General features: G+C 55.2%; 10 protein-coding genes and 1 tRNA gene. 8 read left to right on the top strand and 3 right to left on the bottom strand.

The window, feature by feature from the left end; translation table 11 throughout:
• Positions 1-15: 15 nt before the first annotated feature.
• The 3 genes from ACRCJM_RS03555 (at position 16) to ACRCJM_RS03545 (ending at position 2,889) form a co-directional block, all read left to right on the top strand.
• Positions 16-89: transfer RNA gene (locus ACRCJM_RS03555), tRNA-Pro, on the top strand.
• A gap of 261 nt (positions 90-350) precedes the next feature.
• Positions 351-812, top strand: coding sequence for a hypothetical protein (locus ACRCJM_RS03550; protein WP_431463820.1), 462 nt, complete (start codon positions 351-353; stop codon positions 810-812).
• Between the two features lie 421 nt (positions 813-1,233).
• Positions 1,234-2,889 (top strand): L-lactate permease, encoded by a 1,656-nt coding sequence (locus ACRCJM_RS03545; RefSeq protein WP_431463819.1) that lies wholly within the window; start codon positions 1,234-1,236, stop codon positions 2,887-2,889.
• A 100-nt stretch (positions 2,890-2,989) separates the two neighbouring features.
• On the opposite strand, the gene ACRCJM_RS03540 is transcribed toward ACRCJM_RS03545, so the two are convergent.
• Complete coding sequence (locus ACRCJM_RS03540) at positions 2,990-3,508, bottom strand: hypothetical protein (RefSeq protein WP_431463818.1); 519 nt, start codon at positions 3,506-3,508, stop codon at positions 2,990-2,992.
• A 49-nt stretch (positions 3,509-3,557) separates the two neighbouring features.
• Here ACRCJM_RS03540 and ACRCJM_RS03535 point away from each other — a divergent pair, with 49 nt between their 5' ends.
• Both ACRCJM_RS03535 and ACRCJM_RS03530 read left to right on the top strand, forming a co-directional pair.
• Positions 3,558-3,818, top strand: coding sequence for a hypothetical protein (locus ACRCJM_RS03535; protein WP_431463817.1), 261 nt, complete (start codon positions 3,558-3,560; stop codon positions 3,816-3,818).
• Positions 3,819-4,075: 257 nt separating this feature from the next.
• On the top strand, positions 4,076-5,365 hold the full coding sequence (locus ACRCJM_RS03530; protein ID WP_431463816.1) for a cytochrome P450: 1,290 nt from the start codon (positions 4,076-4,078) through the stop codon (positions 5,363-5,365).
• On the opposite strand, the gene ACRCJM_RS03525 is transcribed toward ACRCJM_RS03530, so the two are convergent.
• Entirely contained in the window at positions 5,362-6,576 is a 1,215-nt protein-coding gene (locus tag ACRCJM_RS03525) for an Mbeg1-like protein (RefSeq protein WP_431463815.1), read from the bottom strand. The two genes, ACRCJM_RS03530 and ACRCJM_RS03525, sit on opposite strands and share 4 nt — an antisense overlap.
• 7 nt (positions 6,577-6,583) lie before the next feature.
• Positions 6,584-6,811, bottom strand: coding sequence for a VOC family protein (locus ACRCJM_RS03520; RefSeq protein ID WP_237185470.1), 228 nt, complete (start codon positions 6,809-6,811; stop codon positions 6,584-6,586).
• Between the two features lie 233 nt (positions 6,812-7,044).
• Between ACRCJM_RS03520 and ACRCJM_RS03515 the strand changes: the two genes are divergently transcribed.
• The 3 genes from ACRCJM_RS03515 (at position 7,045) to ACRCJM_RS03505 (ending at position 11,707) form a co-directional block, all read left to right on the top strand.
• Positions 7,045-9,114 (top strand): leucine-rich repeat domain-containing protein, encoded by a 2,070-nt coding sequence (locus ACRCJM_RS03515; RefSeq protein WP_431463814.1) that lies wholly within the window; start codon positions 7,045-7,047, stop codon positions 9,112-9,114.
• Positions 9,115-9,309: 195 nt separating this feature from the next.
• Positions 9,310-10,785 carry an Eco57I restriction-modification methylase domain-containing protein gene (locus ACRCJM_RS03510; RefSeq protein WP_431463813.1) on the top strand — a complete coding sequence of 492 codons (1,476 nt, stop codon included), beginning with the start codon at positions 9,310-9,312 and terminating at the stop codon, positions 10,783-10,785.
• Positions 10,772-11,707, top strand: a complete 936-nt coding sequence (locus tag ACRCJM_RS03505) for a BsuBI/PstI family type II restriction endonuclease (protein WP_237185467.1) — start codon at positions 10,772-10,774, stop codon at positions 11,705-11,707. The genes ACRCJM_RS03510 and ACRCJM_RS03505 overlap by 14 nt, the downstream gene beginning before the upstream one ends.
• Positions 11,708-11,737 lie beyond the last annotated feature (30 nt).

The following is an 11,737-nucleotide window of genomic DNA, read 5'->3' as shown; positions in this document are numbered from 1 at the left end:
TTCACGAGAGACAATCGGGTTGTGGCGCAGCTTGGTAGCGCACTTGACTGGGGGTCAAGGGGTCGCAGGTTCAAATCCTGTCAACCCGACAGATAAAGCTCCGGCCACTAGGGTAAAACCTAGTGGCCGGAGCTTTTTTGTTGCCTAAAAGCGGGGGTAGCTGGTGAAGCTGCCCTGTGGATATCGTTTACCGGGTGTCATAGTCGCGTCACGGCTCCACCGTTTTCGGGGAGGTGCGGACGCCCGCGCCCCGGGTTTGCCCGGAAAATACGGGGTGGGTGTGGTTGCGAGGTTATCCACAGGCTGCCCCTGCCTGTACTGGCCAGCCCTGGTTTTTCTAGCCTAGTGGCATGACTCAGCTAGAAGAACTCAACCAGAAACTACTCACCTGTCAGCAGCTCACCGCCCGCTACCCTAACCGTTACCGGCTTGAGGCCGCAATAGCGCGGGGGCTCTACCGGCGGGTAGCACGCGGTTTCTATCTGCATCGCACCGACTGGGAAAGCCTCACGCCGGAAGAAGTTTATCTTGCCCGGGTGCTGGCCCTGGCGGCATCCTGCCCCGGAATTATCTTTTCCCACCAGACAGCCGCCCTACTCCATGGGCTGCCCCTAGAAAGTCTGCCCGAGACGGTACATGTCTACTGCTACCACCGTACCCGCGCCAAAGACTACACCGTGCACCACGGGGAGCTGCATCTGCCCACCGATACCACCGTGCTCGCCCCGGGCATCCGCATCACCAGCCTGGAGAGAACCCTAGCTGACCTGGCAGAAAAGCCGAGCGCGCAACGTTACCGCATCAAACTATAAAAATATTGTGAACTCGCTAGAGGAAAAGCTCAACTGATGACTCTGAGGGGAACTTACGTGCTGGAATGTGAGGTTCTGTGGGTTTCATGGGGTCGGTGTGGCTATGGCAGTAGAAACTGTTGCAGATGTAAGCAAGTCCACGGCGTTAGGGTAGGTGTGTTTCTAACTGGAATGGAACATGTTGACTAGGCGTAAAAATATACTTTTGACTAGGTGATATATAAAAATTTCACTCGGTTTGCACCCGTGAGATGTAGACAGGCTCCCTTAGGTTATTTTTGACCTTTATAGATGCCCTCTCATACGGTTGGTTTCCATAAGTTTTGTGTGTGAATTGGTGGTAATTTAGGAGGTAGAAAAGTGCAAACAGCACACAAAACCAACCGCGGAACACGCCTCCGCAGCGAAGGAACCCATCCTCATGTGGCAGCAGGTCTACGACCCACTGAACAACCAGGCACTCTCAGCCCTCGTGGCGGCAGTGCCGATCCTCGTCTTCCTCTTAGGGCTCACCGTCCTAAAAATGAAGGGTTTGCACGCAGCCCTCGTATCCCTGGCCTCAGCCGTGGCGCTGGCCGTTCTCGTTTTCGGTATGCCCTTCGCGTCCTCCCTCTCAGCCATCGGCTACGGCTTCCTCTCCGGTATGTGGCCCATCGGCTGGATTGTGCTCATGGCCGTTTGGCTGTACCGCATCACCGTCCGCGCCGGTAACTTCGAAGTGATTCGCGGTTCGGTTTCCGCAATTTCAGCTGACCAGCGTATCCAGGTGCTCCTGATTGCCTTCTGCTTCGGCGGCTTCCTCGAAGGTGCCGCAGGCTTCGGTATCCCGATTGCTATCTGTGCAGCCCTGCTGGTAACCCTCGGTTTTGAACCCGTCAAGGCATGTCTTCTGGCTCTGGTCTCCAACGTTGCCTCCGGTGCCTACGGCGCTATCGGCATCCCCGTCCTCACCGGCTCCACCGTCTCCGGTGTGCCCCAGGCTGAACTGAACTCCATGATGGTTTGGGTCCTGCAGATTATCACCATCTTCATCCCCGTTCTGCTGGTCATGATGCTGGACGGCATCCGCGGCCTCAAAGAAACCGGCCTGGTTGCCCTGGGTCTGGGCGTTATCGTTTCCGCTGCCCAGGCAGGCGTCCTGCTGGCTATCGGCCCCGAACTCGTAGACATCATCCCCTTCCTGCTTGGCCTTATTCTGCTGGCCGTCACCATGATGAAGTGGCAGCCCGCCCACATCTACCGCGAACCCGGCGCCCCCTCCCTCGAAGAACTTAAGAAGAGCCCCAGCGCCTTCACCTTCTCCGGCGTCGTCAAGGCTTGGAGCCCCTTCATCATTCTGTCCATCATGATTCTGCTCTGGTCGACCCCGCTCATCAAGGGTCTGGTCAAGTCTGAGACCGAAACCAGCGCAGCGGGTGCCCTTAACTGGACCACCATCCCCGTCCAGATGCCCGCCCTGCACGGCCAGATTTCCCAGGTCGCTCCCATCGTGGCAGAAGAAACCGCCATGAAGGCAGTCTGGAACTGGACCCTCTTCGGCGCATCAGGTACCGCTATCCTCTTCGCCGCCCTCATCACCATCGCTATCTCTAACATCAGCTGGAAGGCCGCCTTCGAAGAACTCGGCGGCGCCTGGAAGCAGCTCTGGCAGCCCATTCTGCTCATCTGCCTGGTCATGGCTGTTGCTAACGTGATGAACTTCGGCGGTATGTCCTCCGCCCTGGCTCTGGCCCTGGCCGCTGTCGGTTCTATCTTCCCGCTCTTCTCGCCCATCATCGGCTGGATTGGCGTGTTCGTCACCGGCTCCGTGGTCAACAACAACACTCTCTTCGCCGGCCTGCAGGCTACCACCGCAAGCCAGATTGGCGCCAACTCCGGCCTGCTGGTTGCAGCTAACACTGCCGGCGGTGTGATGGCTAAGGTTGTTTCACCCCAGTCCATCGCGATTGCGGCGGCATCGGTGAACATGTCTGGCCAGGAATCAAAGATCACCAACGCAGCCATCAAGTACTCGCTGGCTCTGCTGGTTATCCTCTGTGTCTGGGTCTTCGTACTCTCGCTGATTATGCCTGCCTAAAGCTAGCGGCATAAGCCGGTATTAGAAAAGGACGCCCGCCCCACCTTCTCCTGCTTGAGGCAGGGAGGTGGGGCGGGCGTCCTTATACTTTTAACTACTGTTAGAACTCAATAAATTCAGTAGCGTTCATCTTGAACGATGCAGTTCCGGTGCTACATACAAGGTAGGTGCCGTCGTTGAGGCAAGAAGCTTTTTCTGTGTTGATGGAGTACCCCACCGGCAGAGCAGCTACATCAGTGTTGACAACGCTTTCTTTACTAGCATCCTGAACCAGGGCACCGTTCTGGTCCAGAGTTATAACGAGGTTTGTATTGCCTCCGCTAGGTTTGACGCACGCAAGGTGGTTACCTTCACCCAAGCTACAGCTCACGCCATGGGCTTGTGCTGTGATTGAAAAATGACCGGTCATTGAAGTTTGTGTATACGGTTTCGGATCGCCGATAGGAATTCCACCCAGTCGATAGTCAGTCATTGCCTCGAGCCTGTTCCCATTGCCCTCACATGAGACGGTGCGGCCCATGAATCTTGTTTCAAGCGGCATGTAAGAACGGCAGAGATATCCACCGACGTTTACTTGTTCACTAGATCCCGTGAACTGTGCATTGAAGTCTGCAAACACCTGCTGTACTTCGGCGCACGAGGCTGAGCCCTCCGCTAGGACGAGCGTGGTGAAGCCGGTATTGCTGGGGCCGCAGTCGGTGCCTGCCGTGACAGCGGGTCCCTCCGCTTCAGCGACAGCGGGCTCAGCAGAGGGTGAAGGCGCAGGCTGCTCGGTAGCAGCTACAGGAGATGGTGCTTCTGAGGTTTCAGTAACCTGCGGGGCGGGGCTAGGGGTAGTGCTCGCCTCAGATGTTGAGGGGCTCGGCGAAGAAGTCGCCGAAGAAGATACGGTGCTTGGTGCTGCGGTGGGTGCCGCAACGTTACCCTGACCGCCACAGGCGGAGAAAAGAAGAACTGCACACAGCGAAGTAGCTGACGCGGCTCGGCCTAGTGAAAAAGACATGATTGCTCCCGGTGAGTAGCGTGGTGTGTGGTGTTCAGCTTACCCGAAACAAACTCCCAGAAAAGATATTTCTCGTAAGTTCTCAACCAGTGCAGCCTTAGGGTAGCTAGTGCAGGTTAAACGGTGGGCGGCACGCCTGACCAGCTGGTCTAAATACCCGCTGAAAGAAAGTAAACTGTTGGTATGAGCATCACACCCGTAAAAAACCTATTGAATGACCAGCTGCCCAGCTTCATCAAGCAGGGCTACCTCTTTATGTCGCACCAGCGCCGCAAGGCCGGGGTCTCCGCAGAGTCTCACTGCCCCGTCACCTTCTCCGCTCTGGGTGGCACCGCAACCCTGATTCGCGGCGAAGAAGCCGTGGACTTCTTCTACGACGAGTCCAAGATTAGCCGTGGAGGCGCCATGCCCGCAGCAATCCAGGGCCCCCTCTTTGGCGAAGGCGCCGTTCACACCCTCGACGGTGAAGCCCACAAGGTTCGTAAGGCCAAGATGGCTGAAATGGCCTACGCCGACGAGCGCGTTGAGGCTTTCAAGGGCTTCGTTGAAGAAGAAATGAAGGCCCTTATTGAACGCTGGAAGACCAACCCCGGTAACATCTACGACGATGTTGCTGTAGCCTACGGTCGCGCCGCCTTCCGCTGGGCCGGGGTGCCCGCGTCCGACCGCGAGCTCAACAAGCGCGCTACCCAGATGAGCCACCTGCTCGACACCTTCGGTGAGCTCAAGCAGAACGTGCTCTCCTGGATCGACCGCAAGAAGTTGGATGCCTGGGCCGAAGATCTCATCGAAAAGGTGCGCTCCGGCGAACTGACCGTCGAACCCGACTCGGTAGTACGCCACATGGCTGACCTGCGCGACGAAAAGGGCGAGCTGGTCACTGCCAAGCTGGCCGGTATTGAGCTGCAGAACCTTACCCGCCCCACCGTGGCTGTCTCCCGCTTCGCCGCTTTCGCAGCCGTCGCTATGGTCGAGAACCCCGAGTGGGCTGCTAAGGTCAAGAAGGCAGTGGAAGACGCCGACGGTCGCCTAGTTAACATCCCTGAAGCCGTTGCTTTCGCCCAGGAAACCCGCCGCAAGTACCCCTTCGTTCCCATGCTCCCCGCCATGGTCAAAGAAGATACAGAACTTTCGGGCTGCCCGATTCAGAAGGGCCAGCGCGTCCTGCTGGACATTCTGGGCACCAACACCTCACCCCAGCTCTGGAAGAACGCCACCAGCTTCGACCCCCAGCGCTTCCTCGACCAGCCCGACTATGAAGCGATCAAGGGCTTCATTCCCCAGGGCGGCGGCGATGTGCTCACCGGTCACCGTTGCCCCGGCGAGAAAATCGCGGTGGCTGCGCTGTCCTCCACCATCGCAGCGCTCTCAGCAGATAATGTCACTATCTCTGAAGACGCCGAAGATACCACCTTCAGCATGACTCAGATGCTGACCCGCCCCAAGACCGGCGTGCGCGTCACCGTCAGCTAGGGCAGGCGTCCGCCCCGCTCAGTAGAGAATAAATCAGCCAGGTCCCGGCTCCCCACCCGCACGGTGGGAAGAAGCCGGGGCCTAGCTATTTTAAGGACGCTCCCGCTCGCCTTCCGCTGCTCACTGCGGGTCTGGCGCCACAAGACCAAGAAATCATCGAGGGCGCCCTGCACTAGCTGGTAGGTTTCGGGGTCAAGCTCCTGGGCTTTAGCGCGCATGAGCTGGATGAAGGGCACAATGTTCTGGCTAATAGCTAGCAGGCTGGTGTAGCCCTCATCCATGGCTAGGCCAAAACAAATATCCACCACCTGCTGCACCTCTTCGGGGGAGTGGCACTCTAGCCAGGCCCGGGTGACCGTCTCAACCCGGTCGCTGGCGGGCGTGGGGTGCTCAGCTAGCATGAAGCGCCCCCGAGTATCAGCATGCCAGTTAAAAATGGAATGCTGAACCAGACCGAAGAAGCTACTGGCTACCACCTGCGGGCTGCCCTGCTTGAACATCAGACGGCCCACGATGCTGTCGACCGGAATATACTCCACCGTTTTACCCAGGGTACGCCGGTAGCCGGGGTGGTCGAGAAAGTCGGGCACAAAGCCGGGGGAGTCAAAGGTGATTAGCTCGTCAATACGATTCTGGGCTTGCTCGCTCTGCATGCTGGCTGCGTGTACAGCCAGGTGCCCGCCCTTAGAATGGCCGGTGACATACAGGGGCGTCTTCGGCGCCCGGGCCAGGGCACGTGAGAGGTAATCAACCGCCAGTGCCTGGGCTGGGATCTGCTGCCGGGCAGCCAGATGAAAATCCTCTTTCCAGCCGGTCAGCGTATCGTCGGTGCCGCGAAAGATGACCTGTTTGAGCACCCCGGGGAGCACCAGGGTGAGAGCCGCAAACTGAACCTGCTCTGCGTCGTCCTGCTGCGCCTCATAACGGTAGAACTTGAGCCCGGCAAAGCGGGCGGACGCCGCCACCAGCTTAAGCAGCTGCAGCCGCTGGGCGGTAGCCAAGAACCAGTTGGCGCGCAGCTCGCTGTCGCTGTAGAACTCCTGGTAAATCTGCGCCACACCTAGCCCGTAGGCAAACCCGGCATGGTGCTCGGCAACCGCATCGAGGGGGAGGTAGGCCAGCTCATTGAGCAGGCAGAGGTCAACGTGGGTGAGCGGACGCTCCTGCGGAGTGTCGTGCAGGTGCTTCTGAGCGTAAGCGAGCAGGTTCATAGGCTCTCTACAGTTGGTTCAAATCTATCTTGCCCATGCTCAGTAGCTTGGCGCGGGCGTCCGCTCCCAGCAGGAGCAGGTCGGTGCCGTCTATGCTGAGGGTGCCCATACCGGGAGCCGGGGCGGACGCAGTCAGCGGCAGGGCTTGTGCATAGTAGGTGGCAGCCTCGGCGGCATCACCGTTAATCCAGACGCAGGCGGTGGGAGCTGAGGCGGGAGGGAAAGTGGAAGTCATAGCTCCTATCTTCGCACAGGGGAGTGAATAGATGCCTGCGGAGATGAAGCGCCAGTGACTCATCATAAATAGGTTATAAAAATATAACTTAATTGCCCTGGTGGCCTTGTCTTGTTTTGGCCTACCTCATTATTATATTTAGGCACCCAAACTTATTTATAAGGTAGCCCTAAGTAAAACGTAATGGGCTGCTGGTGTTCTCCCTACACACCACCTCATCAAGGACGACTGACGTGAAGCCACTACTCGCTACAACCGCTCTCACTACGGCGCTCATTATGGGCGGAGCCGCAGCTCCCACCGCCAGTGCCACACCCACTGCTACTGACCTACCCGCCACCTTTGCTAGCGTTGATAGCCTGCCAGCCTCGGAAGAAAACCGCCTGGTAGCAGGTAGCGCCAACTGGAACTACGTCAATAGCTGGCGGAGCTATCTGGGGGCTAGCTCAGAAAACTTTCTCGACGGCGCAGGTCTAGTAGCCGGTACTAAAGACATCGAATGGCAAGCAAAACCCGGCCAAACCTTTGACCCCGAGAACCCCGTCAAACTCCATTTCACCGGCCACGTGCACTGGAGCAAATACGACGGCTACCTCGATGTACATTTCAAAAACCTGACTATTGATTTCGCCACAAAACAACTTCTTGTCGATGCCTCAACCGCTAACACCATGGCAGGCACAGGCCCCGCAAACGCAACCCAAGAAGCCATCGCAGACCTCCCCGATTTAGCCTGGGAAATTCGCGGCAATACTCTGCTGGTCTACTCACATACCCCGGTGATTACCCAGCTCTCAGAACGCATCGTCGGCTTCTACTCCGGCGATAAAGGTGCGCCTTTTGTCGCCACCTTTGAAATCTATACCGGCGACCCCCAGGCGCCTGAGCGTCCTCTCCCTATCTTCTGGAAGCTGTTTCCCGACCGCTACGAGGACCCCTTCTACCGTCCGCCCCTGATTGATCCTGATGAAGAAACCTTCGAAGTTAATGTTCCTGACCCCACCCTGCGAAGCTGCATCTTCTCAACCCTGGGTATCCCCGAAGAAACGGCTATCGTCAACAAGGTACTGCAGCAGCTCCAGACGGTACCCTGCATTGGCTACAACGTACCTGAAGAGCAAAAAATTAAAGACCTGACCGGCCTTGAGCATGCCCGTAACCTCAGCTGGTTGCGCATTCCCTATCACGCGGTAGAAGACCTTTCCCCTCTATCCGGTCTTACCAAGCTGCACAGCATCGATATTTCGCATAATCAGGTAAGGTCTTTGGCCCCTTTAGCCAAGGTGACTTCTTTACAAAGCATCACCGCTGACAACAACAAAATCAGGACTATTGACTCTCTCACAGAGCTAACTGATTTGCAGACTCTCTCGGTGAATAATAACCGTCTCACCAGTCTGAAAGGCCTGCCCTACCATATCTACACTGTGCGGGCAGATAACAACCGCGTGAGCGATATGAGCGGAACCTCTTTCTCAACTACTCCCTATCTGCGCACGCTGTCCCTGCGCCATAACCGAATTACGTCGGTCGACCCCCTCACTACCCTAGAAACCATTGAAAGCGTTGATCTTCGCAACAACTTCATTGGCGACCCTTGCCCTATGAAAGTCTGGGAAGAAAATACCAGCCTGACCAGCCTGCGGCTCCAGTACAACCTCTTTGATGACTGGAGCTGCCTGAGCGGAATTAGTCGAACCGATGTGGCAGACCCCGCCTGGGGCGAAATCAATGAGACTAACCCCGAAAAGCTAGAAGACCTTCTTGCCCAGGACGCAGCCGAGGACGCCCTAGACGCTGAAGAGCCTCTACCCGAAGAGTCTCCAAATCCCAGCGACGAGATTGACGAAACACCCATTGCTCAACCGGTTCCTGACCCCGTAACAACACCAGAGCCAGCTCCCGAAACAACCGAAACCCCTATACCCGAAGCAACCCAGGAGCCCAGCCCTGAGGCGGCGCGCGACCCTGAGCCATCAGCCTCAGCTACTCTTGCTGCTCCGGCACCTGCCCCTAGCACTTCGGCTAGCTCTAGGTCTGAACAGCAGGCTGCCCTGCCTCGACCCTCCTCCGGGGGCACAGGGGCTACGGCGAATACCACTGCCGCACCTCAGATTGTAGGTTCTGCAGAACAAGCTACAAGCAGTGCAAAGACACAGGCGCTCCAAGAACAATCAAAGCCTTCAACAGGTCAGCTTGCCTCAACCGGCGTCGCCCCGGGCCTGGTAGCTGTAGGCCTGTGTGCCCTGCTACTGGTGATTGGAGGCGGAACCACCGTCGTACGTTCTCGTCGCTCCTCATAAAATTCAGCTTGATAAGCTATGAGCCCCGTAGCCTATGTGCGGGGCTCATAGGTTCTAGCTGGACACGGGGTGAAGCCTACGCAGGTTAGCTCTCGGCAGCTCCTATACAGATAAAGAAGCAGTTCAGTAGACTTTAAGAACGGTCACCAGAACTATCTCAGCTTGACCTACTGCACCAACTAGAGGGCCTGATACATGAATACACTGCTTCAACGTACAGAAAATGTACGCACCTCAACGCTTCAGCGCATAGGTCTAGAAAATCTGAGTGAATTTGAGCAGTTCTTCACGCCCATTGCGGTAGCGGAAATTATGGCAGACCTGGTAGACGTCTCACCATTAGCAGAGAAAAAAGAAATCAGAATTCTTGATCCCGGTGCAGGTATTGGCGTATTGGCCATTGCAGCAGGTCAACGTATCCGAGAAGCTTTACCCCAGATGCCTATCCACGTTGTAGCTATCGAAAAAGACCCTTCGCTGTTAGCAACTCTTGAAGCCGCTCTTGCTGATGCTGAGGCTCACCTGGGAGATTTCACCTACACCGTCCAGCAGCAAGATTTTGTGTATTGGGCGTACCAGGATCTTATGAGCTCGGGAGACCCACAGGAGCAGGACTTTGACGTGGTCATCATGAATCCCCCTTATGCGAAGATAGCTGCGTCAAGCGCTGAAGCAAAGCATCTGAGAGTGCACGATGTAAATGTTCCTAACTTGTATGCTGCATTTGTTGCCCTTGGCGCACAGATGCTTTCACCTGATGGGCAGCTTATCGCTATTACTCCCCGCTCATGGATGAACGGTCCCTATTTTCAACAGTACCGAGAGCTTCTGCATCGTACCTGCTCACTTACCCATATCCATACCTTTAAGTCTCGGAAAGAAGTATTTAAAGACACCGGAGTACTTCAAGAATCGGTCATCACTAAGTTCGAGAATAAGCTGCCAACCGAACACGTGCTGATTAGCAGCTCAGTAGCGCAAGGGCAAGAAACCAAGACCCGAACCGTTGCTAGAGAAGCAGTTGAGTCGCAGGGAGTAATCTTTGTTCCTGCCCATCAAGAAGATGAAGAGATTATCGCTTGGATGGCACGGGCTACTCATCACCTCAGCGATATTGGACTGCAAGTGTCAACTGGAAAAGTTGTTGACTTTAGGAATAAAGATAAACTTCAACTCAAGCCGAATAAACTAACTGTTCCCTTGGTATATCCAGCGCATTTTACAGCAGGAAATCTGCAGCACCCGAAAGCAGATCTGAAGAAACCTCAGTATTACCAAACAACAACAGAAGATAAAAACACTGTTGCCCCTGGTATTTTTGTGCTGGTTAAACGTTTTAGCGCTAAAGAAGAAAAACGTAGAGTTACAGCAGCGATCTGGTCGTCGAAAGAGAAGGCTGCTTTTGATAATAAGACCAATTACTTTCACAGTCAGGGGGAGGGGCTTTCGCAAGATTTAGCTCTAGGGCTAACACTGTGGCTGAACTCAAGCTACGTCGATAGATACTTTCGTATTTTCTCTGGCCATACTCAGGTGAACGCTACCGATTTACGGATGATGCCCTACCCTTCGACACAGCAACTAAGAGATATAGCGCGCACCGGGCTTGACCCCGATGCAGCTGTATACGAAGTGCTAGGCGACAAGGACAAAGTGCATGCCGCAGCTTAACGACGCACAAAAACTTCTCACTACGCTAGGGTTTGATAGGCAGCGCACTAACGTAATGGCCGCAAGAACCCTTCTAGCTTTAGCCCAGCTTAATTTTGAGCAAGACTGGGCCGAAGCAAGCAACCCTCGCATGGGTGTCCGCTCGATTATGGACTGGATGCGGCAGGAGCTAGATTTTCAGGTTGCTGAAAATACGCGAGAAACTATTAGACGATTTGTGCTGAAGCAGTTCGTTGAAGCGGGGTTTTGTCTACATAATGATGATGACCCTGAAAGACCCACAAATTCATCAAAAAATGTTTACCGTCTTTCTGATGAAGCGCTCGCAGTCGTCCGCTCCTACCAGGGCGATAGCAGTGGAAAAATAATAGAAAAATATCTAAAGTCCAAGGTCGTTCTTACCGATAAGTACGCTAAAGCTAGAGAGCGGTCGAGATTTAGCATAACTCTGCCGCAAGGGGAAAAGGTCTCGTTAAAGCGAGGCGGGCAAAACCAGCTGATTGAAAAGATCATCACAGACTTTTGCCCTCAGTTCATTCCTGACGCTCAGGTTCTCTATATCGGCGATGCTGATAGTAAGGAAGGCACATACGATAGGGAACGGCTTCGTGAGCTAGGTATCGAACTCCCGGAACATGGAAAAATGCCGGATCTTATCGTGTATCAGCCCGATAAACATTGGCTGTTTCTTATAGAGGCATGCTCAACGCACGGCCCTGTCGACCATTGGCGTTATTCAGAGCTCGAATCTCTATTTTCACAGACTTCTGCGGGGCTGGTATATGTTTCTTGTTTCCCAGACCGCGCAACGCTTCGGAGGTTTATTGCTGATTTGGCGTGGGAGACCGAAGCCTGGATTGCTGAAGAGCCAACTCACATGATGCATTTGAACGGTTCACGATTCATGGGTCCTTATAACTGATGTTCTAGAAGCTTGCTTGGCCATTGAATC

This window comes from Rothia sp. L_38 (assembly GCF_050689125.1).
Taxonomy (GTDB): Bacteria; Actinomycetota; Actinomycetes; order Actinomycetales; family Micrococcaceae; genus Rothia.
Note: the sequence above shows the minus strand (reverse complement) of the source record. Positions and strands in the feature narration are given on the sequence as shown.